This is a genomic window from Actinoplanes sp. NPDC051405 (genome assembly GCF_055586185.1).
In genome coordinates this window covers 133,385-154,960 of record NZ_JBVJIR010000023.1, presented here as the reverse complement: position 1 = coordinate 154,960, position 21,576 = coordinate 133,385, and the positions used below count along the sequence as shown (strand labels likewise).

The following is a 21,576-nucleotide window of genomic DNA, read 5'->3' as shown; positions in this document are numbered from 1 at the left end:
GCGTTTCTCGCCGACACCGCCATGCCCGGGTCCGATTGTGAGAGGACGCCGATGAGCGACCCCGTTCCGCCACCGCAGACCATCCCCGCGCCCCGAGCGGCTGTGGACCCCGCCCTCGTACGCGCTCTGAACAACCCCACCGTCCTGCTGCCCGGCAAGTACGAGTACAGCGGCTACAGCGTGCTCGCCGGCCCCGCGGAGGTCCCCGCCCCCGGCCCGGCCCGGGTCAAGATGCGCCCGCTGGCCCGGCGCCGGCCGCTGACCACCGTGCTGATCACGCTGTTCGCCTTCACCTTCGAGACCACGTTCTTCGCGTGGCTGTTGTCCTCGATGGAGATTCCGGATGCGGGGATGCAGACGTGGCTCTACGTCGCCACCGCCCTGATGATCGCGTCGACCGGGCTCATTGAGCTGTTCCGGCTGGTCAACGTCTTCACGCTGTGCCTGGCCACGCTCTGGGCCCGTGATCCGGTGCCGATGGTGCCGGACCGGACGCTGCGGGTCGCGTTCCTCACCACCATCGTGCCGGGCAAGGAGCCCGTCGAGATGGTCGAGCGGACCCTGCGCGCGGCCCGGGCCATCCGTCACCCCGGCCGCTACGACGTGTGGCTGCTCGACGAGGGTGACGACGACGAGGTCAAGGCCATGTGCGCGCGGACCGGCGTGCACCACTTCAGCCGTCGTGGCCGGGCCGAGTTCAACACCCCGGCCGGAGCGTTCAAGGCGAAGACCAAGCACGGCAACTACAACTCGTGGGTCAGCGATCACGGCGACGACTACGACGTCTTCGTCTCGGTCGACCCGGACCACGTGCCGATGCCCAACTTCTGCGAGCGGCTGCTCGGCTACTTCCGCGATCCCGACGTGGCGTTCGTGGTCGGCCCGCAGATCTACGGCAACTACGACAACGTGGTGACCCGCTGGGCCGAGTCCCAGCAGTACCTGTTCCATTCGCTGCTGCAGCGGGCCGGCAACCGGCTCGGAGTCTCCATGCTGGTCGGCACGAACAACGCGGTGCGCATCTCGGCGCTGCGCAGCATCGGCGGCCTGCAGGACTCCATCACCGAGGACATGGCCACCAGCCTGGTGCTGCACAGCAGCCGCAACCCGCACTCCGGCAAGCGCTGGCGTTCGGTCTACACCCCGGACGTGCTCGCGGTCGGCGAGGGACCGTCGTCGTGGACCGACTACTTCACCCAGCAGCACCGGTGGTCGCGGGGCACGGACGAGGTCGTCGTCACGTCGTTCCGCAAGGTGATGTGGCGGCTCGGGTTCCGGCGGGCGCTGCACTATGCGCTGCTGATGTCGTACTACCCGCTGACCGCGCTGGCCTGGCTGCTCGGTGCCCTCAACGCCGTCTGCTATCTGGTGCTGGGCGCCAAGGGCGTCCAGGTGCCGCAGGAAGTCTGGCTGATGCTCTATGTGGACGCCGCGCTGTTCCAGCTGGGCCTGTACGTGTGGAACCGCCGGCACAACACCAGCCCGCACGAGGAGGCCGGCTCCTCGGGGCTCACCGGCATGCTGATGTCCACCTTGTCCACCCCGGTGTACGTCTCGTCGTACCTGAGTTCGCTGTTGCGCCGGCAGACCGGTTTCGTGGTCACACCCAAGGGCGACTCGGCCAGCCCGGACCGGTTGCTGACGTTCGGGCCGGGCCTGCGCTGGGCCGCGTTCTACCTGGTGCTGCTCGTCTGCGCGCCGATCGGCGGCCACGTCGACGGGACCATGTGGCTCTGGCCGGCCCTCAATCTCGTGATCTGCCTGCTGCCGCCCGCGATCTGGGCCGGCCAGGAGTACCAGCGCCGCCGGGCCGCCCCGCCCCCGTCCGGCGGCACCCCGCAGAAGAAATCCGCCGTTGAACCCGTGGAGACCTACGTATGAAGCCCCGCCCCCGCCCGTCGCTGCTGCGCCGCCTGCTGAGCGGACTGATCGGCCTCGTCGTCCTGGGCCTGGTCGTCTTCGTCAACCGGCCCGTGGTGGCGTTCGGCTCGAACGCGTTGCACGACTTCACCATCAACCGCCAGTCCTACAAGGAGAAGTACGGCCACTGGGCGCAGCTGCCCGTACCAGCCGCCCGCCGGGTCAACGCCATCCACGCGGCGCTGCTGAGCACCGGCAAGGTGCTGATCGTCGCGGGCAGCGGTAACAACCGGGACAACTTCGAGGCCGGCACGTTCCGCACGGTGCTCTACGACCCCGCGCGCGACAAGTTCAGTGAGGTGCCCACGCCGACCGACGTGTTCTGCGCCGGGCACACGTTCCTGCCCAACGGCAATCTGCTGATCGCCGGCGGGACGAAGTCGTACGAGGTGCTGGAGAAGAACATCACCCACGCCGCCGGCGTCATGAAGATCAAGAACGAGTCGCCGGCCGGCGGTCCCCGGACCTTCCCCAAGGGCACCCGGCTGACCGGCGCTGACGGCAAGGTCTATCTGACCCGTACGGAGGTGACCGTGCCGGCCGCGACCGCGATGAAGCACGGCGACAAGGTGATGACCCACGCCGGTGAGGTCGAGGTGTGGGTCGACGCCGAGGCCGAGGGCGACGCCGCGGTGGTGGACCACCCGGCGCAGTACGCGGTCGCCGGCCTCAAGGGCCTGGACCGGCGCAACATCTACGGCGTCTCTGACAAGATCACCCGCGAGAAGCAGGAGTACGGCGGCGACAAGACCTCCTACGAGTTCGACCCGCGGACCGAGCGGTACGTGCGCACCGGCGACATGGTCAAGAGCCGCTGGTACCCGACGCTGGCCGAGCTGCCCAACGGTGACGTGCTCGCGGTGTCCGGGCTGGACGAGTTCGGCCGGATGCTGCCCGGCGACAACGAGCGGTACGTCCGGGACCAGCAGCGCTGGGTCGACGCGCCGAAGCTCAAGCGGGTCTTCCCCACCTATCCCGCACTGCACCTGATGGGCGACGGCCGGCTGTTCTTCTCCGGCTCCAACTCCGGCTACGGCTCGGACACCGTCGGCCGTACGCCCGGGCTGTGGGACCTGGAGAAGAACAAGTTCCAGGTGGTGCCCGGGCTGCGGGACCCGCGGATGACCGAGACGAGCTCGTCGGTGCTGCTGCCGCCGGCCCAGGACCAGCGGGTGATGATCTTCGGCGGCGGCGAGGTGGGTGAGTCGGCCGTGTCCACGCGGCGGACGGCCATCGCGGACCTGGACGCGAAGGCGCCCGCGTACGAGCCCGGCCCGGATCTGCCGCAGCCGGCCCGCTACCTGAGCACTGTGCTGCTGCCCGACGACACCGTGCTGACCACCGGCGGTTCCTCCGGATACCGCGGCGGCGAGTACCGCGGCAAGACCCGCAGCGACCTGTTCAACGTGCAGATCTACCGGCCGGCGGCCAACCGGTTCGAGACCGCCGCGGAGTCGACCATCGGCCGCAACTACCACTCCGAGGCGCTGCTGCTGCCCGACGGCCGGGTCATCACCATGGGCAGCGACCCGCTCTACGACCCCGCCGGCAGGAACCCGGGGACCTTCGAGCAGCGCATCGAGGTGTACTCACCGCCGTACCTGTTCAAGGGCAGCCGGCCGGTCGTCGGCGCCGGACCGTCCTCGGTGCAGCGCGGCACGACCGTCGACTTCGCCACGCCGGACGCCGGCCGCGTGCGCGCGGCCCGGCTGCTGCGGCCCAGCGCGGTCACCCACGTCACCGACGTCGACCAGCGTTCGGTCGCGCTCGACGTGACTCCGTCGGCGAACGGTGTGGCCCTGTCCATCCCGAAGGCCAGGGGGCTCGTGCCCTCGGGCTGGTACATGTTGTTCCTGGTGGACGACAAGGGTGTGCCGTCGGCGGGCCGCTGGGTGCGGGTGCGCTGAGGGATGCCGAAACACGCCACCCCGACGCGGGGCCGCTGGGCGCTGCCCGTGGCCGGACTGGCCCTCGTGCTGGTCATAGCGGCCATCGTGGTGCTCGCGCGGCGCGGCGCGGACTCCCCCGTGGTGCTCGGCCCGGCGGCCGTGCGGTCGAGTGCCGCGGCCGAGTCCGGCGGGCGGCTCAGCGACCGCCAGCTGTACGTGGATCCGAACGGTGCGGCGGTGAACCAGCTCGCGGCGTGGCAGGGCACCGGGCGTACCACTGACATCGCCGCCATCCGGCGGATTGCCGACCAGCCCACCGCAACCTGGTTCGCCGACGCGGCGCCGGGCTACGCCGAACGGGCCCGGACGCTGGTCACGGCCGCCACCGCGGCCGGCCGGCTGCCGGTGCTCACCCTCTACAACATCCCGGAGCGGGACTGCTCCGGGCAGTCGGCCGGCGGCGCGGCCGACGCCGCGGACTACCGGGCCTGGGTACGCACATTGGCCGAATCCCTGCGCGGTCACCAGGCGCTGATCGTGCTCGAACCCGACGCCCTCCCGCAGGCGGTGCAGGGCTGCCTGGACGAGGACGCCACGGACGAGCGCTACGACCTGCTCGCCGACGCCGTGGACACGTTGCGGGCCGTCCCGGGTGTGCTGGTCTACCTGGACGCGGGCAATCCGACCTGGATCACGCAGCCGTCCCGGCTGACCGCCGCCCTGCGCCGGGCCGGCATCGACCGGGCGTCCGGCTTCTCGCTCAACGTGGCCAACTTCGAGACCACGGCGGACAACCTGGCCTACGGCAGCCGGCTGTCCGCGCTGCTCAGCGGCGCGCATTTCGTCGTGGACACCAGCCGTAACGGCAACGGACCGGCCCAGAAGGGTGGCGGCGACCGGCACTGGTGCAACCCGCCCGGACGGGCGCTCGGCGAGGCGCCGACCACCCGGACCGGCGTGCCGCTGGCCGACGCGTACCTGTGGATCAAACGCCCGGGTGAGTCCGACGGCGCCTGCGGCAACGGCGCGCCGCCGGCCGGCGAGTGGTGGGCGGAGTACGCGCTGGACCTGGCGGGCTCCCGATCCTGACGAGGACCCCCCTGACGAAGACCCGCGGGCACCGGCTCCCACGCTGGAGCCGGTGCCCGCGGGCCGTTCGGTGTGGGTCAGCCCTCGATGCCGTTGACCGGCGGCACCTCGAGGGTGCGCTCGGCCGGCGTGCCGCCCAGGATGATCTTGCGCAGTGAGGTGTTGTTGGTGGTGCTCAGCTCGGTGAGCTTGTTCACCGGGTTGGCCTTGACCTCGATGTAGTACGTGCCGTTGGGCAGGTCGGTGACCTCGAACGACTGGCCCGGCAGCGACTGGGTGTAGGTGTCGCCGTTGCCGATGTCGAGCACCTCACGCACCGCCACGGCGGTGTTCTGGCCGCAGGAGCTGGACAGGTCGGTGTTGCTCGGGCGCCACTTGGCGTTCGGGATCGTGTAGTCGACCGCGTCCGTGTTCACCAGGCAGAACGCCTCCTTGCCGCTGCGCAGAGTCTGCTTCTGGTCCGCGCTCAGCAGGTTGTACTGGGCGAAGTCGGTGAAGTGCCAGTGCCGGTGGCCGTCGCGCGGGTCCCACTCCATGGTGCCGGCCGCGACCGAGCCGACCTCCTTGCCCTTGGCGTCGAAGAAGTACTGGTACGCGTCCATCAGGTCGGTGCCGGTCTGCCGGAATCCGTCGACCAGCAGCGGCGAGGTGCCGCCGTTCCAGACGGTGGCGCCGAAGCTCACGTACGCCTTGCCGTCGCCCTGCTCCAGCGCGATGCCCCAGGCGGGCAGCGAGCGCAGGTCGGGGCGCGGGCCCTTCGGGATGGCCGCCGCCTTGACCGCCTTCGGCTTCTTGGCCGGCGGGCGGAACTCCGGCTTGTAGGCCGAGATCTGCGAGTTCGGGTCACCCTGGGCGGCGTGCTCGTCGTGCTCGGCGAGGGCCGCGGCCTGGGCGGTGTCCGCGCCGGCGCGCGCGGCCTTGACCTTGGCCTTGACAGCCTCGCCGGCGCTCTTGCCCTCGTCGACGGTCTGCACCTTGACGTTCGCGGTGAGCGAGGCGCCGCTCGCCGCGATCTTGAAGTAGTCCTGGTACGTCTTGTTCAGCGTGACGGTTGCCGTGTAGTCGCCGTCCGCCAGGTCGAAGTCGCCGGTCGACGGCAGGCTGTCGGTGACCGCGTTCCAGCCGGCCTGGATGCCCCAGACCGAGCCGAGAGTGAACGGGTTGTAGGAACAGCCCTGCGGGTACGGGTTGTCGGCCGGTGCGTCCCGCCGGGTCCGCGTCGAGGAGTAGTCGTTCGGGCAGAAGTCGGTCTTGTAGTTCGCGACCTCGGTGCCCGCGGCGTCCTTGATGCTGACCGTGGTGAAGTCCTTGAGGCCGTTCCAGCCGGTGACCATCCCGGCCGGCAGCGTCACCTCGGTCTTCTTGCCGTTCTTGAGCACGATCTGCTTGGCCACGATCGGGTCCGCGTACGACTTGCGGCTGGCCCGGATCTCGAACGGGTCCTTGCCCGCGATCACGTTGACGCCCAGATCGAAGAACAGGTAGGTCTCGTCCTCCCAGACGTAACGCTCGGCGACCACGTTCGGCGTCGCCTGCGTCAGCGCCAGCGGCGGCAGATCGGCGGCCGCGTTCGCCACGCCCATCCCGCCGGCGGCGATGCCGACAGCGGTGGCGACGGCGCCGGCCACCAGAATGCGGGTCCTTCTTGTCATGCTTTTCCTCCCCGGAGGCGGGTATCACGCACAGGTAAACTTCAATGGCGTGAAGCGGACGTAAGGGCTTGAGAGACTCACCTCGAAGCACGCAGGTGGGGACACAGAAGAAGGCGCCGGCCCCCGAGGGAACCGGCGCCTCGTATCGGCGTCCGACGATCAGTCGAGCCCGTTGACCGAGGGCACCTTGAGAGTGCGCTCGGCCGCGGTGCCACCCAGCACGATCTTGCGCAGGGCAGTGTTGTTCTTCGTGCTCAGCTCGGCGAGCTTGTTCGAGGGGTTGGCCTTGACCTCGATGTAGTACGTGCCGTTGGGCAGGCCGGTGAGGTCGAAGGACTGGCCGGGCCGGTCCTGCGTGTACGTGTCACCGTTGCCGACGTCGAGCACCTCACGCACCGCCACGGCCGTGTTCTGACCGCACGAGCTGGACAGGTCGGTGTTGTCCGGGCGCCACTTGGCGCTCGGGATCGTGTAGTCGACCGCGTCCGTGTTGGCCAGGCAGAAGGCTTCCTTGCCACTGCGCACGGCGACCTTCTTGTCCGCCTTGAGCAGGCTGTACTGCGCGAAGTCGGTGAAGTGCCAGTGCCGGTGCCCCTCGCGGGCGTCCCACTCCATCGTGCCGGCCGCGACCGAGCCGACCTCCTTACCCTTGGCGTCGAAGAAGTACTGGTACGCGTCCATCCGCTCGGTGCCGGTCTGCCGGAAACCGTCGACCAGCAACGGCGACGTGCCCGCGTTCCAGACGGTGGCGCCGAAGTTCACGTACCACTTCTTGTCCTCCTCCTGCGACAGCGAGATGCCCGAGGCGGGCAGCGAACGCAGGTCCGGGCGCGGTCCCTTGGCGAGGGCGGAGGCCTTGACCGCCCGCGGCCGCTTCGCCGGCGGCCGGAACTCCGGCTTGTACGCGGAGATCTGCAGATCCTCCTCGCCCTGACCGGCGTGCTCACCGTGCTCGGCGAGAGCAACAGCCTCGGCGGGGTCGTCGCCCGCGCGGGCCGCCTGGACCCGGGCCTTGGCCGCGGCCGCCGCGTCGTCACCCCGGTCGATGGTCTTGACCGTGACGGTGAGCTTCAGCGTCGCGCTCTTCGCCGCGATCTTGAAGTAGTCCCGGTACTTCTTGTTGACGCTGACCGTCGCGGCGTAAACGCCGTCCGGCAGGTCGAACTCGCCGGTGCGCGGCATGCTCGCGACGGGCGCGTTCCAGCCGGCCTGGATGCCCCACACCGCGCCCAGGTTGAACGGACCCTCGGAGCAGCCCCGCGGATAGGGGTTCTGCGCGGGCGCGTCCCGCCGGGTTCGGGCGGATTGGTAGGCGTTCGGACAGAAATCTGTCTGGTAGCCGGCGACCTGCTTGCCCGCCGCGTTCTTGAAGGTGATCGTGGTGAAGTCCGTGAGGCCGCCCCACCCGGTGACCATCCCGGCCGGCAGCTTCACAGCCTTCTTCTTGCCGTTCCTGACCACGATCTGGTCGGCGGTGATCGGCTTGGCGTAGGAGGAGCGCTTCGCCCGGATCTCCAGCGGGTCCTTGCCGGCGATGACGTTCACGCCCAAGTCGAGGTCGAGGTAGCCCTGTTCGCCGTCGTACACGTACCGCTCGGCCAGCACGTTCGCCGTGGCCATGGTGAAGGCCAGCGGCGGTGGGGCCGCCGCGGCGTCCGCCACACCCATGCCGGCCACAGCCAGGCCAACAGCGGTGGCGACGGCACCGGCCACCACGATTCGGGTCCTTCTTGGCATTTCTTGTCCTCCCCGGACGTCTGTGGTGCACAGGTAATCGGGAAAGGCGTGAAGCGGCCGTAAGCGCCTATGAGACTTACCTCAAATCACGCCGGCCGGGCGGGGCACCGATACGATCAGCGAAGTCGGGACAGCGCTGTCCTTCCGCACGCGATGCCGATCCCGTCCGCGGCGGAAAACCCCTGCAAGTTCTTCACCCGAGGAGCGCTCCGATGACAGACCAGCTCGGCCAACTCGACCCCGAAGGCCCTGATGCGGCATTGCGCGCCGACATCCGGCGCATCGGCACGCTGCTCGGCCAGACGCTCGCCCGGCAGGAGGGCAAGCCGCTGCTCGACCTGGTCGAGGAGGTCCGCGCGCTGGTCCGGGCGGACGCCCCGGCCGCCGCCGAGCGCCTCTCCGCCCTGGACGTCACCACCGGCACCAAGCTGGCCCGGGCGTTCTCCACCTACTTCCACCTGGCCAACATCACCGAGCAGGTGCACCGCGCCCGCGACCTGCAGCGCCGCCGCGCCCGTGACGGCGGCTGGCTGGACCAGGCGGCCAAGCGCATCGCCGAGCAGGGCGTGCCGGCCGACGAGATCGCCGCGGCCGCCCGCCGGCTGGCCGTCCGGCCGGTCTTCACCGCGCACCCGACCGAGGCCGCCCGCCGCTCGATCCTGTCGAAGCTGCGCCAGCTCGCCGACTCGCTGGACGGCGAGGCCAGTGCCGCGATCCTGTACGGCGCGACCGACACGACCGCCTCCACCCGTCGCTTCGCCGAGCTGATCGACCTGCTCTGGCAGACCGACGAGCTGCGCCTGGACCGGCCCGACCCGACCGACGAGGCCCGCAACGCGGTCTACTACCTCAAGGACCTGTACGCCGACGCCGCCCCGCAGGTGCTCGACGACCTCGCCGAGACGCTGCGCCAGCTCGGCGTGGAGACCTCGCCGACGTCGCGCCCGCTGACCTTCGGCACGTGGATCGGCGGCGACCGCGACGGCAACCCGTTCGTCACCCCGGCCGTCACCCGCGACGTGCTGATCATCCAGCACGAGCACGGCATCCAGGCCACCGAGGCGGCGATGGACGCGCTGATCGACGAGCTGTCGGTGTCCCGGCGGCTGCGCGGCGTGTCCCTGGACCTGTCGGCCAGCCTGGCCAAGGACCTCGACGCGCTGCCCGAGGTGGCGCCCCGCTTCCGCCGCACCAACGCCGAGGAGCCGTACCGGCTGAAGGTCCGCTGTATCAAGGCCAAGCTGGCCAACACCCGCGAGCGGCTGCGGCGCGGCACCGCCCACGTGCCCGGCCGCGACTACCTGGGCACCGGCGAGCTGGTCGGCGACCTGGAGCTGATGCGGGCCTCGCTGGCCCGCAACTCCGGGCAGCTCACCGCGGTCGGCACGGTCGCGTCGGCGATCCGTACGGTGTCCGCCTTCGGCCTGCAGCTGGCCACGCTCGACGTCCGCGAGCACGCCGAGAAGCACCACGAGGTGCTGGCGCAGATGTACACCCAGGTCGGCGAGGTCGACGACTACCTGTCGCTGGACCGGCCCGAGCGCACCAAGCTGCTCGCCACCGAGCTGACCGGCCGGCGGCCGCTGTCGAGCAACGACACCCCGCTGACCGACTCGGCGCGCAAGACCTTCGACGTGTTCAACACGATCCGCGACTCGCAGGACCGGTTCGGCGCGGACGTGATCGAGTCGTACATCATCTCGATGACCCTGGGCGTGGACGACGTGCTCGCCGCGGCGGTGCTGGCCCGCGAGGCCGGCCTGGTCGACATCCACACCGGCCGCGCCCGGATCGGCATCGTGCCGCTGCTGGAGACCCCGGCCGAGCTGGACGCCGGTGGCGAGCTGCTGGACGAAATGCTGTCCCTGCCGGCGTACAGGGAGATCGTGCGGGCCCGCGGCGACCTGCAGGAGGTCATGCTCGGTTACTCCGACAGCAACAAGGAGGCCGGGATCACCACGAGCCAGTGGTCGATCCACAAGGCGCAGCGGGCGCTGCGCGACGTCGCCGCCCGGCACGGCGTACGGCTGCGGCTGTTCCACGGCCGCGGCGGCACGGTCGGTCGCGGCGGTGGCCCCACGCACGAGGCGATCCTGGCCCAGCCGTACGGCACGCTGGACGGCGCGATCAAGGTGACCGAGCAGGGCGAGGTCATCTCCGACAAGTACACGCTGCCGGCCCTGGCCCGGGAAAACCTGGAGCTGACCGTGGCCGCCGTGCTGCAGGCGACGCTGCTGCACACGTCGCCGTCGGTCGACCTCTCCTCGCTGGCCCGCTGGGACGCGGCGATGGACACGGCGTCGGGCGCGGCCTTCAAGGCGTACCGGGCGCTGGTCGAAAATCCGGACCTGCCCGCGTACTTCTGGGCGGCGACCCCGACCGAGCTGCTCGGCGCGCTCAACATCGGCTCCCGGCCGGCGAAGCGGCCGAACGCCGACGCCGGGCTCGGCGGCCTGCGGGCCATCCCGTGGGTGTTCGGCTGGACCCAGACCCGCCAGATCGTGCCGGGCTGGTTCGGGGTGGGCACCGGCCTGACCGCGGTCCGCGAGGCCGGCCAGGCGGACGTGCTCCAGGAGATGTACGCCAACTGGCAGTTCTTCCGCACGTTCGTCTCCAACGTGGAGATGATGCTGGCCAAGACCGACCTGACCATCGCCCGGCGGTACGTCGAGACGCTGGTCCCGGCCGAGCTCAAGCCGATCTTCGGCACGATCGAGCAGGAGTACGCCAGGACGGTCGAGCAGATCCTCGCCATCACCGGCCGCGACGAGCTGCTGTCCAGCCAGCCCGAGCTGTCCCGCACGCTGGGCGTCCGGGACACGTACCTGGAGCCGCTGCACCACCTGCAGGTCGCGCTGCTGCGCCAGTACCGCGAGCTGAACGCCGACGAGCGTCAGGCGCCGACGGCACCGGGCGCGCGCCGCTCGGCGTCGGACTCGACGGCGCTGGAGCGGGCGCTGCTGACCACGGTCAACGGCATCGCGGCCGGCATGCGCAACACGGGCTGACCGCTCGCGTACGTGTCGACGGCCGGGCCCGCGCAGTGCGGGCCCGGCCGTTTCGTGCTCAGACCGCCGCGGGGTACAGCGCCCGTGGGTCGCCGGCCAGGGCGGCCTTGACCTGCGCGGTCCCCTCGTCGGCGATGACCTCCAGCGCGCCGGCCTCGATGCCGTCCAGCGCGGCCCGGGCGATGTCGGCGGGGTCGGCCTTCTCGATGTCGAAACCGGCCATCATGTCGGTGTCCGCGGCGCCGAGTAGCAGCCCGGTGACCAGCGTGCCCTGCTCGGCCAGCTCGACCCGGACGCCGTTGGTGAGACTCCACTCGGCCGCCTTGGCCGCGCTGTACGCGTTCGCGCCGTTGTAGGAGACCCAGGACAGCCGGGACAGCACGTTGAGGATCGCGCCGCCACCGAGCCCCGGCGCGAAGGCCCGGATGACGTTGAGCGTGCCCCAGAAGTGTGTCTCCAGCTCCAGCCGGATCTTGTCCAGGTCGCCGGTGACGAGGTTGGTGTGGGTCGTGATGCCGGCATTGTTGATCAGCAGGTTGACGTCCCCGGCCTGCGCGGCCGCGGCGGCCACCGAAGCCGGATCGGTGATGTCCAGCGCCAGCACCTCGACGCCGGGAATGTCGACGAGCTCGGGATTACGCGCGGTCGCATAAACCTTGGCGGCGCCACGGGCGAGCAGCTCGAGGACGAACTGGCGGCCGATACCGCGGTTGGCGCCGGTGACCAGCGCGACAGAACCAGAAATCTTCATGACGGCTACGCTAAAACCTGACGTTGACGTCAGAGGCAAGTGTGGTGACCGGCCTCACGAGTACAGGGAGACGACCATGCGGATCGGCGAGCTGGCCGGCACGGCGGGCGTGAGCGTACGGGCGCTGCGCTACTACGAGGAGCAGGGGCTGCTGGCCTCGCAACGGACGCCGCGCGGGCAACGGACGTACCCGCCGGCGGCGCTGGACCGGGTGCAGCTCATCCAGCAGCTCTACGCCGCGGGCCTGTCCAGCCAGACGATCCTGGAGCTGCTGCCGTGCGTGGACCGGGGCGTGAGCACCCCGGAGTCGCAGGCCCGGCTGGCGACGGAGCGCGACCGCATCGACCAGCAGATCACCGGCCTGCTCGCCACCCGGGACCGCCTCGACGCGGTGATCGCCGCCGCCGCCGACCCGACCCACCCGAGCTGCACGCGTATGACATCATAGTTGTCATGTTGGCGCGTGGAGCTGCCCTGTACGACGTTCTGCGGCACGTACGGCCACTGGTCCTGAACTCCGCCCGGGTGGTCGAGGCGGCCCTGCGGCCGGAAGGCCTGAGCGTGGGCACCCGGGCAGTCCTGGAAGTCCTCGCCGAGCACGGCCCGGCGACCGTCCCGGCCATCGGTGACCGGCTCGACCTGGCCCGGCAAGGCGTCCAGCGCCACGTCAACGACCTGCTGAAGCTGGGCTACGTGGAGTCCCGGCCGAATCCGGCCCACCGGCGATCGGTGCTGATCGTGCTGACCGGCAGCGGAACCCAGGTGATCGGCCGGATCCGCGGCGACGAACTGCGGCAGCTGGCCACGCTGGCCCCGGACTGCACCGAGCAGGAGATCGCAACGGCGGCCAAGGTCCTGGCTGCCCTGAGCCGCGACGTGCGGAGGCGGGCCGCATGATCACCGACGCCGAGATCTACGCCCGGACGACCAGCAACCGTCTGCTGATCGCCGACTTCCTCGAAACCCTCGACGACACCCAGTGGCAGGCGGAAACACTGTGCGCGGGTTGGACCGTGGATCATCTGGCCGCCCACTTCGTCCAGCCGATGCTGGTGGGCTTCGGCCGGTTCTTCGTGGTGGCCCTGCGCTACCGCGGCGACACGGACCGGACGGTGGACCACTTCACCCGGCGTCTGGCTCAGAAGCCTCGGGCTGAGCTGATTACCCTGCTGCGCGACCACGCTGCCGACCGGGTGAACCCGCCCCGGGTCGGGCCGCTCGGCCCGTTCGCCGACACGTGCGTGCACCTGCGGGACATCGCCCGGCCTTTGGGGCTGGCTGCGGACGTACCGGTGGAGCATTGGCGCATCCTGCTCGACTATCTGGTCTCGCCGGCGGTCGCGCCGGCGCTGGTGCCGCCGGGGCGGCTCGCCGGCCTGGAGCTCGCCGCCACCGACACGGAGTGGCGTGGCGGGAGCGGCGAGCTGGTGACCGGCACGGCGGAAGCGCTCGGCATGGCGGCCTGCGGACGAGCAGCAGCGGTCGCCGACCTGCAAGGCCCGGGCCGCACCACCCTCCGCAGCCGTCTCTAAGACCGTGGTAAATAAGGGGTTCGTTGGGCGGCCCGGTCGACGAGCTTGCCGGCGTCGTAGCCGCGGCTCGCGCGTGCGACGGTCCCGGCGCCGCGCAGTGACTGGGAGTCGATCAGCGCGGCGGCGGGATGCGCGTTACGGTCCTCGATCTGCTGGCGGACTTGTTCGCGCAGGTGGTTGTGCATGCTCAGCACTACGGGCCGGACGTCGTCAACAAGGTGATCCGGGAGTCGTGAAGCGGCCGCAGGCGTAGAGGCTCGTCACGCGGTCGCACCAGTCGCTGCTCTGGCAGGTGGCGTAGCCGCTTGCCGCGACCGTGCGGTTCCAGCCGCTGGCGTTGCAGTTCACCCAGTCGTACACCCGTACGTCGGTGTTGGTGTCGTTCCACCAGCTCTCGCCGTCGTCCCTCGCCGCGTTGCCCAGGTTCCAGCAGTGTCCGGGAGCCCCGGCGATCCCGTTGAGGCTGTACCGGTGGAACTCGCCGTCGTAGTTGGTGCTGTCCCACTGGCAGAAGTAGGTCCAGCTGCACTGCCCGAGGCTGCGCCGCGAGACGAGAGCGACGCTCTCCACCTCGTTCACCTGCCGGAAGGTCAGGACCTCGCCGGTGCTCACGCGCTCCTGGTAGGTGCTGCCGATCTTGTGTGCGGCCCCGGGTGGCAACACGGTGGCCGCCTCCGCGGGCTCGGCGGCGAGCAACACCAGCGCAGCGGCGAGCACTGCCATGAGCTTTCTGATCATCCCCGTGCCTCTCCCGTGAAAGGTCCAGCCTGCGGCGCGGCACCTACGCGAAGTGAGGGCCCGGCGACTGTGCGTCCACAATAGAAGGAAGTTGAGGTTCAGCGGAAGGGTCTCAGCCGCAGAGAGCCGCCAGGATCTCCGCGACGAATTCCGGCTTGTGGCGCAGCGCGGCCCGGCCCACCGTCAACTCGCAGCGCACCACGGCCGGATCGCCGGTCGCCGCGGCGCTCAGCCATACCCACAGCCTGGTCTCCTCGGCGAGGCGCTTCGGGTTGGCGCGGTACACACCTGAACCCCTTAGTTACCAGGGCCTAAGGGCCGCGGTGCCGGACCAGCGGGAGGTAGACCTCGTCGACGATCTCGGTGAGGACCTCGTCCGGGGCTGACGGCACTCCCCTGGTCACGAACTCGTTGCGCAGCAACACGATTGCCACCGTCGCCACCCGGGGGTGCAGCGACTCCGGGGCCGCCTCGCCGCGGGCCACCGCCCGGCCCAGGACCGTCAGCCACATCGCGGTCATCGCGTCGGTGGACTGCTCCGGCAGTTGCGCCACCAGCTTCTGGGCGCTGCCCGCTGCTGCCAGCAGGTCGCGCAGGACCGCGCCCAGGGGCGAGCTCCAGTGCCGGTTCGCCCGGCGCAGCAGTTCCAGGGCGTCGCCGCGGAGTGTGCCCGTGTCCGGTGGCTGGATCGCCGTGGCCAGGTGGCGGTAGGCGGCGATGCCCAGCGCGAGGCGGTCCGGCCAGCGGCGGTAGATCGCGTTCTTGTTGGTGCCCGCCCGCTGGGCGACCCGAGCGGGAGCTCGCGATCATCCGGAACGACCTGCACTGCACCGCCGTGCGGGTCACCGGCGGCGATCCCGAGCGGATCGAGTCCGCCGCTTCCGTCGCGGCCGGGCTCGGGCTGGAGGTCTGGTTCTCGCCGTACCCGCTGGAGCTGGGCACCGACGAGATGCTGGCGCTGTTCGCCGACTGCGCCGGGCGGGCGGAGCGGCTGCGGGTGCGCGGCTGCGAGGTCGTGTTCGTCACCGGCGCGGAGCTGAGCATCATGGCCCCGGGGTTCCTGCCCGGCGACAGCCTCGAGGAACGGCTGGCGCTGCTGAGCGAGCCGGACCGCGTCCGAGCGGTGATCGCCGAGGTCGGCGACCGGGTCAACGACTTCCTCGGCAAAGCGGTGGCCGTCGTGCGGGAGCGCTTCGGCGGCCGGGTCACCTACGCCTCCGTGCCCCAGGGCATGCGCAGCCCGGCCCTGCGGGGCAAACCCGTCGCGATCACCGAGTTCGGCTCGGCCACGTACCGCGGCGCCGGCGACCGCGGTGCGCAGGGCCTGGAGATCGTCGAGTACGGCGACAGCGGCCCGTTGCGGCTGACCGGCGACCACACCCGCGACGAGGAAGGCCAGGCCACCTACCTCCGCGAGCTGTTGGCGGTCTTCGACGCGGCCGGCGTCGACGCCACCTTCGTCTTCATCTTCGCGCTCCACGACCACCCGCACCGCCCCGGCGGCGATCCCCGCGACGACCTCGACCTGGCCAGCTACGGCATCGTCAAGGTGTACGAGGACCGCCACGGCGAGACTTACCCCGACCTGCCGTGGGAGCCGAAGGCCGCGTTCACCGCACTCGCCGAGGTCTACGGGAGAGCCTGACGACCTTGCGGGGCCCTGCCAGCATCGCGGGGTGCGCAGCCTCGCCGTGTCAGCCGTGATCCTCGCCTGCGTGCTGCTCTTTCATCGGGCTGTACCCAACACCGTCGGAAATCTCGGCAGTCTCGTGGAGACGTTCCTGCCCTGGCTCGGCCTGACCATCCCGGTGCTGTTCGCCCTGGCGTGGTGGCGCCGTTCCCGGATCTCCGCCCTGGCCGCGCTGCTGCCGCTCGCCGCCTGGCTCGGCCTTTTCGGTGGCCACCTGCTGCCGGACGGCGACTCCCCCTACGACCTCACCGCCGTGCAGCACAACGTCAGCGACGAGAACGCCGACCCGGCCGGCACGGTCGGTGAGCTGGTCAAGGTACGGCCCGACCTGATCGCCCTGGAGGAGGTGACGCCGGCCGCCCTGCCCGCCTACCTCGCGGCGATGCCGGCGGAGTACGCGCACCACACCGTGCAGGGAACGGTCGGGCTGTGGTCGCGGTATCCGCTCACCGAGGCGGCACCGGTCGACATCCGGCCGAGCGGGGTCGGCACCGACTGGAACCGGGGGCTGCGAGCTGTCGCCGAGTTGCCTGGCGGGGACGTCGCCGTCTACGTCGCCCACCTGCCCTCGGTGCGGATCGGGGCGGGCGGGCTCAGCTCGTCGCGGCGGGACGAGAGCGCCGCCCGGCTCGGCCGGATGATCGCCGCCGAGCCGCTCGGCAAGGTGCTGCTGCTCGGCGACCTGAACTACACCGTGGACGACCGTGCGCTGGCGCCGCTCAGCGCGGAGCTGCGTACGGCCCGGTCGACGTTCGCCTTCAGCTGGCCGGCCCGGGCCCCGGTGGCGCGGATCGACCAGATCATGGGACGGAGGGTGACCGTCACCGAGCTCTGGTCCCTTCCGGCGACCGGCAGTGACCACCTGCCCGTCGCGGCCCGGGTCCGGCTCTGATGGGATACCCGGATGAGCAGCATCATCAGATTCTTCGTCGCCGCCGATGACGAGGCCGCCGAGGCCCAGGTCGACGGCGGTCCGGACGCCGGCCACGAGTCGGTCACCTACGGCAACTTCGACGCCGACCTGGCCCTGCTGGAGTGGGACAGCCTGCTGACCGGCCGCAGCTTCGACGACGCGCTGGCCGCGTCCGCCTCGGCGGTCATCGCCGACGAGGACGACGGCGCCCAGGTCGTCGCCGCGTCCCTGGAGCTCCAGCAGGCACTGAGCCGCGCGAGCGCAACCGAGCTGGACCGGGTCGCGAGGCAGTGGGCCGCCGACCGGGCCGCCGAGGGCGAACCCATCGACCCGGAGCTGGCGACCGAGATCCTCGGCGCGGTCGGCCGGCTGGCCCGCACCGAGGAGCAGCGGCTGTACTGCTGGATCAGCTAGCCGCGTAGCCGATGACGCTCTTCAGACCGGGCGGCAGCGGATGCTCGTCGTCGGCGAAGGAGTCGCCCACGGTCGCCGTCACCCCGTGGGCGCGCAGCAGAGCCGGGACCGTGGTGGTGTCGATCAGCACGTTGCCGTGGTGCTCGTCGTCGCGGCGGTAGGTGCCGTCCGGGAGCCGGACGAAGGTGGTCAGCTCACGGTCGAAGCGGTCCGGCGCCGGCCGGCTGAACCGGGTCACGATCGCCCAGTCGGCGCCGGCCCGGCCCTGCCCCACCGCGTCCGCCCAGGCCGTGCCCCACTCCAGGTTGCACAGGTCCAGGGCGAGCACGCCGCCCGGCAGCAACGCGTCGGCCAGCGCGGCCAGCCCGCGCTGGACCGCCGCGGTGTCCGGCAGATAGTTCAGGGCGTGCCCGACCCCGATGATCGCGTCGGCCCGGGGCACCGGCTCGTCCGGCAGGACCAGGGTCCGGATGTCCGCAGCGCCCGGCACGGCGGCGCGCGCGAGTTCGAGCATCGCCGGTGCGGCATCCGTGGCGACCACCCGGTGACCGGCCTGCACCAGAAATCTGGTCAGCAGGCCGGTCCCGCAGCCGATCTCCAGGACCAGGCCGCCACGCTCCCGCACCGGTTCCAGCAGGGCCAGAATCCCGGGCGCACAGGCGGCGGCGTGGAATCCGTACCCCTGGTCGGTGACATAGGCGAGGTCCGAGCGAAAGGAAGACATCCGTTCATCCTCGCCCACGGTCAGCTCGTCTCGCCGGCCATGCTGAAGCTGCGCAGCCGGTCCACCGCCGCCAGGGTGCAGCCCAGGACGAAGATCACCGCCATCACCACGGACACCGTGAGGGAGACCTTGGACTCCAGGATGGCGGTCGGGGCGATCTTGTCGGCGATCGTGATCACGTACTGCTCGATGGACAGCACCCGGGTGCCGCTGACGAAGCGGCCCAGCAGCCCCTCCCAGACCAGGATGTAGACCAGGCCGAGCAGTACCGGCCGGCGGGTCAGCAGGCTCAGCAGCAGGAAGAACGCCGAGTACGCGCACGCACCGACCACCGCGGCCGCCGCCAGGCCCAGGCCCAGGCGGGCCGAGTCGGCCAGCGCGCCCGCCACGAACAGCGGCACCGCCGACGTCACCGCGCTGACCCCGATCGCGACGCCCAGCTTGGCCAGGATGATGTCGCGGCGCGGCAGCGGCTTGGTCAGGATGTGCACGATCGTGCCGTCGTCCACTTCGGAGCCGAGCACACCGGTGCCCACGATCAGGCTGATCACCGGCAGCACCACGGCCAGGCCCAGGCCGACCAGCACCGGGGTGCCCCAGTCGGCCGGGTTGACGTCGTAGGAGCGGCACAGCACGGCCAGGCCGACCAGCAGCAGCGGCAGGGGCAGCAGCAGGAGCACCCGGCGCCGGCCGAACAGTCCGCGGGCAGTGATCCACGCAACGGTCGACACGTCAGGCCTCCAGCAGGTAGGAGAAGACACTCTCCAGGGATTCGTCGGAGGGCAGCAGCTTGCGCAGCCGGATGCCCTCACCGATGGCGATGCGCGGCAGCGCGCGGGTGAAGCTGCCGTAGTCGGACGCGCGTACGGTCAGCCCGGCGTTGTCGATCTCCACGCCGCTGACCGACTTCTCGCCGATCAGCGCCACCGCCAGCCGGCGGTCGTCGGACGACTGCACGGCGAAGACGTGCGGGCGGTTGGTCATGAGCCGACGGATCCGGCGGTAGTCGCCGGAGGCGGCGAGCCGGCCCGCCACGATCACCTGGACCGTGCCCGAGACCTGCTCCACCTCCTCCAGGATGTGCGAGCTGAACAGGATCGTGTGGCCCCGGTCGCCCAGCTCGTGCAGCAGGCCCATCATGTGCATCCGCTGCCGCGGGTCCATGCCGTTGAACGGCTCGTCCAGCAGCAGCACCTGCGGGTCGTGCACCAGGGCCGCGGCGACCCGGGTGCGCTGGCGCATGCCCTTGGAGTACGTCTCGATCCGGCGGTCGGCGGCGTCGGTCATCTCGACCAGGTGCAGCGCCCGCTCGGCCGCGGCCTTCGGGTCGGGCAGCTTCTGCATCTTGGCGCTGGCCTGGACGAACTCGCGGGCGGTGAGGAAGCCGTGCACCGCCTCGCGCTCGGCGACCAGGCCGAGCCGGCGGTAGATCTCCGGGTTGCGCCAGGTCGGCGCGCCGTCGACGGTCACCGTGCCGCGCGAGGGCGACAGGAAGCCCGCCATCATGTGCAGCACGGTGGTCTTGCCGGCGCCGTTCGGGCCGAGCAGGCCGGTGACGCCCGGCTCCAGCGTCATGCTGATGTCGTTGACCGCCACCACGTTGCCGTACCAGCGGGACACGTTCTCGAGCTCGACTGTGGTCACAGCGAGGCCACCCTCCGGTAGCGGGCCAGTAGCAGCAGCAGGCAGGTGGCGATCAGGGTGGCCGCCTCGATGGCGTACACCGGGCCGAACTCGCCGATGTTCAGGCCGGTGTTGGCCCCGCTGATCAGCCACTGCCCGACGCCGCTGACCACGGTCATCGGGCTGGCCAGACCGGCCAGGTCCTGCGCGGTGGACGACGGCAGGATGGACAGCACGCCGACCACCGGGGTGGTCATCAGGAAGACGGCGACGATGCCGCCGGCGGCGAACGCCCGCTTGCCGGTCAGGGAGGCGATCAGCAGGCCGATCGCGGTGAAGAGCAGCGCCCAGATCAGGCTGTAGCCCCAGGCCGGGAGCAGGTCCTCGATCTCGTTCCAGACCCCGGACATCCCGGTCTTGGTGGTGAACGCGCCGCCCAGGAAGATGATGAACTGGGGGCCGGCCAGCAGGATCCACACCGCGGTCACCATCGCGGCGACCTTGGCCCCGATGTAGTCGGCGGCACGCAACGGCCGGCTGAAGTAGAGCGGCAGCACCCCCGAGCGCAGGTCGCGGGAGACCAGCTCCGGGGCCACGATCGCGACGAAGAAGATGATCAGCCAGCTCATCGCGTCGGCGAACTGGATGTAGTTGAGCGGCAGGGTGCCGAGCTGGGCGCGTACCGCCGCGAGGATCACCGCGACCAGGGCGACGATCCCGAAGACCAGCCACGGGAAGATCTTGGCCTTGGCCGACCGGCCGAAGCCGTAGGCCGCGCGCAGGCCGTGCACGTAGATGGCGGCGAACACGGCGCCGCGGCCCAGCCGCGGGCCGGTGTAGCGCTGGTATCCGATGTCGTGGATGACGCTCGACTCAGGCATCCGCGGTCTCCCTCGTGGCGAAGAGCTCGGCCACCCGGTGGCGTCGCTGGTCCAGGCGGTGCAGCGGCAGATCGAGATCGGCCACCACCTGAAGGACGTGGTCGTAGGTGGCCTCCTGGGTCAGCGGCACGAGCAGCATCCGGCCGTCCCGGGTGACCGGCAGCTCCAGCGCCTCCAGCGCCGCTGCCAGTTCGTCCGTACCCTCGCTGACCTCGACCGCGAGCACCTCGCTGGCCTCGGTCATGGCCGAGATGCGGTCGGCGCGCAGCAGCCGGCCGCCCTCGATCGCGACCAGCGAGTCGCAGATCCGCTCGACCTCGCCGAGCAGGTGCGAGCAGACCACCACCGAGATGCCGAACTCGTTGCCGATGCGCTGGATCAGCGCCAGCATGGCGTCGCGCCCGGCCGGGTCCAGACCGTTGGTCGGCTCGTCGAGCAGCAGCAGGTCGGGATCGTGCACCAGGGCCTGGGCGAGCTTGACCCGCTGCTTCATGCCGGTCGAGTAGCCGCCGATCTGCCGGTAGCGCTCCTCGTAGAGCCCGACGTGGCGCAGCGCCTCGGAGGCCCGTTCGCGGGCGGCGGTGCGCGGCAGCCCGCTGATCCGGCCCAGGTGGGTGACGAACTCGGCGGCGGAGACGTCCGGGGGCAGCGCGTCGTGCTCCGGCATGTAGCCGACCTTGGCGCGGACCCGGTCGGGGTCGACGGTGGGATCGATGTCGAAGACCCGCACCTGCCCGCCGGTCGGCGCGATCAAGCCCAGCATGATCTTGATGAAGGTCGACTTGCCGGCGCCGTTGGCGCCGACCAGTCCGATGATCCCGGGCTCGACAGCGACGGTGAGGTCATGCAGGGCGGTCACCTGCGTGCCGTACGTCTTGGTCAACCCTTGGGTAACGATGAGGCTCACAGCCGACAGCCTAGGAACCCCTGTCACCGAAGCGGATCAGGTAAACCCCCGAGTACCCCCTGAGGACGGGACACACGGCGAGTGGATCACATGCAAAGATGCCGCTGG

Annotated in this window: 22 protein-coding genes; 10 read left to right on the top strand and 12 right to left on the bottom strand. The window is 70.8% G+C overall.

Annotation, left to right across the window (positions count from 1 at the left end):
• Positions 1 to 51: 51 nt before the first annotated feature.
• The 3 genes from ACZ6S4_RS38425 to ACZ6S4_RS38415 are packed head-to-tail and all read left to right on the top strand — an operon-like array spanning position 52 to position 4,898.
• Positions 52 to 1,881 carry a glycosyltransferase family 2 protein gene (locus ACZ6S4_RS38425; protein ID WP_465479606.1) on the top strand — a complete coding sequence of 610 codons (1,830 nt, stop codon included), beginning with the start codon at positions 52 to 54 and terminating at the stop codon, positions 1,879 to 1,881.
• Positions 1,878 to 3,827, top strand: coding sequence for a radical copper oxidase GlxA (glxA, locus tag ACZ6S4_RS38420; RefSeq protein ID WP_465479605.1), 1,950 nt, complete (start codon positions 1,878 to 1,880; stop codon positions 3,825 to 3,827). The genes ACZ6S4_RS38425 and glxA overlap by 4 nt, the downstream gene beginning before the upstream one ends.
• Before the next feature lie 3 nt (positions 3,828 to 3,830).
• Positions 3,831 to 4,898: a glycoside hydrolase family 6 protein gene (locus tag ACZ6S4_RS38415; RefSeq protein ID WP_465479604.1), complete on the top strand. Its 1,068-nt coding sequence runs from the start codon at positions 3,831 to 3,833 to the stop codon at positions 4,896 to 4,898.
• A 77-nt stretch (positions 4,899 to 4,975) separates the two neighbouring features.
• Here the strand turns inward: ACZ6S4_RS38415 and ACZ6S4_RS38410 are convergent, their stop codons facing one another.
• Positions 4,976 to 6,550, bottom strand: coding sequence for a lysyl oxidase family protein (locus ACZ6S4_RS38410; protein WP_465479603.1), 1,575 nt, complete (start codon positions 6,548 to 6,550; stop codon positions 4,976 to 4,978).
• 159 nt (positions 6,551 to 6,709) lie between these two features.
• The gene (locus ACZ6S4_RS38405) at positions 6,710 to 8,287 is read right to left on the bottom strand and encodes a lysyl oxidase family protein (protein ID WP_465479602.1); all 1,578 of its coding nucleotides are present in this window, start codon (positions 8,285 to 8,287) and stop codon (positions 6,710 to 6,712) included.
• Positions 8,288 to 8,499: 212 nt separating this feature from the next.
• On the opposite strand from ACZ6S4_RS38405, the gene ppc reads away from it, so the two are divergent.
• Entirely contained in the window at positions 8,500 to 11,295 is a 2,796-nt protein-coding gene (gene ppc / locus ACZ6S4_RS38400) for a phosphoenolpyruvate carboxylase (protein WP_465479601.1), read from the top strand.
• Positions 11,296 to 11,353: 58 nt separating this feature from the next.
• Here the strand turns inward: ppc and ACZ6S4_RS38395 are convergent, their stop codons facing one another.
• Positions 11,354 to 12,046, bottom strand: coding sequence for an SDR family oxidoreductase (locus ACZ6S4_RS38395; RefSeq protein WP_465479600.1), 693 nt, complete (start codon positions 12,044 to 12,046; stop codon positions 11,354 to 11,356).
• Positions 12,047 to 12,122: 76 nt separating this feature from the next.
• Between ACZ6S4_RS38395 and ACZ6S4_RS38390 the strand changes: the two genes are divergently transcribed.
• From ACZ6S4_RS38390 to ACZ6S4_RS38380, 3 genes are read left to right on the top strand one after another with little or no spacing between them, the layout of a single operon-like run.
• Entirely contained in the window at positions 12,123 to 12,494 is a 372-nt protein-coding gene (locus ACZ6S4_RS38390; protein WP_465479599.1) for a MerR family transcriptional regulator, read from the top strand.
• Between the two features lie 5 nt (positions 12,495 to 12,499).
• Positions 12,500 to 12,943, top strand: coding sequence for a MarR family winged helix-turn-helix transcriptional regulator (locus ACZ6S4_RS38385; RefSeq protein WP_465479598.1), 444 nt, complete (start codon positions 12,500 to 12,502; stop codon positions 12,941 to 12,943).
• Positions 12,940 to 13,578, top strand: coding sequence for a maleylpyruvate isomerase family mycothiol-dependent enzyme (locus ACZ6S4_RS38380; RefSeq protein WP_465479597.1), 639 nt, complete (start codon positions 12,940 to 12,942; stop codon positions 13,576 to 13,578). The genes ACZ6S4_RS38385 and ACZ6S4_RS38380 overlap by 4 nt, the downstream gene beginning before the upstream one ends.
• Here ACZ6S4_RS38380 and ACZ6S4_RS38375 read toward each other — a convergent pair.
• The 4 genes from ACZ6S4_RS38375 to ACZ6S4_RS38360 form a co-directional block, all read right to left on the bottom strand.
• On the bottom strand, positions 13,575 to 13,763 hold the full coding sequence (locus ACZ6S4_RS38375; protein WP_465479596.1) for a hypothetical protein: 189 nt from the start codon (positions 13,761 to 13,763) through the stop codon (positions 13,575 to 13,577). The genes ACZ6S4_RS38380 and ACZ6S4_RS38375 overlap by 4 nt on opposite strands.
• 25 nt (positions 13,764 to 13,788) lie before the next feature.
• Positions 13,789 to 14,316 (bottom strand): peptidase inhibitor family I36 protein, encoded by a 528-nt coding sequence (locus ACZ6S4_RS38370; protein WP_465479595.1) that lies wholly within the window; start codon positions 14,314 to 14,316, stop codon positions 13,789 to 13,791.
• 112 nt (positions 14,317 to 14,428) lie between these two features.
• Positions 14,429 to 14,602, bottom strand: coding sequence for a hypothetical protein (locus ACZ6S4_RS38365; RefSeq protein WP_465479594.1), 174 nt, complete (start codon positions 14,600 to 14,602; stop codon positions 14,429 to 14,431).
• Between the two features lie 25 nt (positions 14,603 to 14,627).
• Positions 14,628 to 14,957, bottom strand: a complete 330-nt coding sequence (locus tag ACZ6S4_RS38360) for a TetR-like C-terminal domain-containing protein (RefSeq protein ID WP_465479636.1) — start codon at positions 14,955 to 14,957, stop codon at positions 14,628 to 14,630.
• Positions 14,958 to 15,151: 194 nt separating this feature from the next.
• On the opposite strand from ACZ6S4_RS38360, the gene ACZ6S4_RS38355 reads away from it, so the two are divergent.
• The 3 genes from ACZ6S4_RS38355 to ACZ6S4_RS38345 are packed head-to-tail and all read left to right on the top strand — an operon-like array spanning position 15,152 to position 17,333.
• Entirely contained in the window at positions 15,152 to 15,961 is an 810-nt protein-coding gene (locus ACZ6S4_RS38355; RefSeq protein ID WP_465479593.1) for a hypothetical protein, read from the top strand.
• Positions 15,962 to 15,992: 31 nt separating this feature from the next.
• Positions 15,993 to 16,898, top strand: coding sequence for an endonuclease/exonuclease/phosphatase family protein (locus ACZ6S4_RS38350; protein ID WP_465479592.1), 906 nt, complete (start codon positions 15,993 to 15,995; stop codon positions 16,896 to 16,898).
• A 12-nt stretch (positions 16,899 to 16,910) separates the two neighbouring features.
• Positions 16,911 to 17,333 (top strand): hypothetical protein, encoded by a 423-nt coding sequence (locus ACZ6S4_RS38345; protein WP_465479591.1) that lies wholly within the window; start codon positions 16,911 to 16,913, stop codon positions 17,331 to 17,333.
• On the opposite strand, the gene ACZ6S4_RS38340 is transcribed toward ACZ6S4_RS38345, so the two are convergent.
• From ACZ6S4_RS38340 to ACZ6S4_RS38320, 5 genes are read right to left on the bottom strand one after another with little or no spacing between them, the layout of a single operon-like run.
• A complete protein-coding gene (locus tag ACZ6S4_RS38340) occupies positions 17,326 to 18,057 on the bottom strand; it encodes a class I SAM-dependent methyltransferase (RefSeq protein WP_465479590.1) in 732 nt (243 codons plus the stop codon). The genes ACZ6S4_RS38345 and ACZ6S4_RS38340 overlap by 8 nt on opposite strands.
• A 20-nt stretch (positions 18,058 to 18,077) precedes the next feature.
• A complete protein-coding gene (locus ACZ6S4_RS38335; protein ID WP_465479589.1) occupies positions 18,078 to 18,788 on the bottom strand; it encodes an ABC transporter permease in 711 nt (236 codons plus the stop codon).
• A 1-nt stretch (position 18,789) separates the two neighbouring features.
• Positions 18,790 to 19,701 (bottom strand): ABC transporter ATP-binding protein, encoded by a 912-nt coding sequence (locus ACZ6S4_RS38330; RefSeq protein ID WP_433725063.1) that lies wholly within the window; start codon positions 19,699 to 19,701, stop codon positions 18,790 to 18,792.
• On the bottom strand, positions 19,698 to 20,561 hold the full coding sequence (locus tag ACZ6S4_RS38325; RefSeq protein WP_465479588.1) for an ABC transporter permease: 864 nt from the start codon (positions 20,559 to 20,561) through the stop codon (positions 19,698 to 19,700). Before ACZ6S4_RS38325 ends, ACZ6S4_RS38330 begins: the two co-directional genes overlap by 4 nt.
• On the bottom strand, positions 20,554 to 21,468 hold the full coding sequence (locus tag ACZ6S4_RS38320; RefSeq protein WP_433725059.1) for an ABC transporter ATP-binding protein: 915 nt from the start codon (positions 21,466 to 21,468) through the stop codon (positions 20,554 to 20,556). The genes ACZ6S4_RS38325 and ACZ6S4_RS38320 overlap by 8 nt, the downstream gene beginning before the upstream one ends.
• Positions 21,469 to 21,576 lie beyond the last annotated feature (108 nt).

What these genes read in the sequence shown, in the direction of transcription:
- ACZ6S4_RS38370 (WP_465479595.1), bottom strand. Translation starts at nt 14,316, where the DNA reads ATGATCAGAAAGCTCATGGCAGTGCTCGCCGCTGCGCTGGTGTTGCTC.
- ACZ6S4_RS38345 (WP_465479591.1), top strand. Translation starts at nt 16,911, where the DNA reads ATGAGCAGCATCATCAGATTCTTCGTCGCCGCCGATGACGAGGCCGCC.
- ACZ6S4_RS38410 (WP_465479603.1), bottom strand. Translation starts at nt 6,550, where the DNA reads ATGACAAGAAGGACCCGCATTCTGGTGGCCGGCGCCGTCGCCACCGCT.
- ACZ6S4_RS38395 (WP_465479600.1), bottom strand. Translation starts at nt 12,046, where the DNA reads ATGAAGATTTCTGGTTCTGTCGCGCTGGTCACCGGCGCCAACCGCGGT.
- ACZ6S4_RS38340 (WP_465479590.1), bottom strand. Translation starts at nt 18,057, where the DNA reads ATGTCTTCCTTTCGCTCGGACCTCGCCTATGTCACCGACCAGGGGTAC.
- ACZ6S4_RS38390 (WP_465479599.1), top strand. Translation starts at nt 12,123, where the DNA reads ATGCGGATCGGCGAGCTGGCCGGCACGGCGGGCGTGAGCGTACGGGCG.
- ppc (WP_465479601.1), top strand. Translation starts at nt 8,500, where the DNA reads ATGACAGACCAGCTCGGCCAACTCGACCCCGAAGGCCCTGATGCGGCA.
- ACZ6S4_RS38425 (WP_465479606.1), top strand. Translation starts at nt 52, where the DNA reads ATGAGCGACCCCGTTCCGCCACCGCAGACCATCCCCGCGCCCCGAGCG.
- ACZ6S4_RS38375 (WP_465479596.1), bottom strand. Translation starts at nt 13,763, where the DNA reads ATGCACAACCACCTGCGCGAACAAGTCCGCCAGCAGATCGAGGACCGT.
- ACZ6S4_RS38405 (WP_465479602.1), bottom strand. Translation starts at nt 8,287, where the DNA reads ATGCCAAGAAGGACCCGAATCGTGGTGGCCGGTGCCGTCGCCACCGCT.
- ACZ6S4_RS38415 (WP_465479604.1), top strand. Translation starts at nt 3,831, where the DNA reads ATGCCGAAACACGCCACCCCGACGCGGGGCCGCTGGGCGCTGCCCGTG.
- ACZ6S4_RS38385 (WP_465479598.1), top strand. Translation starts at nt 12,500, where the DNA reads ATGTTGGCGCGTGGAGCTGCCCTGTACGACGTTCTGCGGCACGTACGG.
- ACZ6S4_RS38325 (WP_465479588.1), bottom strand. Translation starts at nt 20,561, where the DNA reads ATGCCTGAGTCGAGCGTCATCCACGACATCGGATACCAGCGCTACACC.
- ACZ6S4_RS38380 (WP_465479597.1), top strand. Translation starts at nt 12,940, where the DNA reads ATGATCACCGACGCCGAGATCTACGCCCGGACGACCAGCAACCGTCTG.
- glxA (WP_465479605.1), top strand. Translation starts at nt 1,878, where the DNA reads ATGAAGCCCCGCCCCCGCCCGTCGCTGCTGCGCCGCCTGCTGAGCGGA.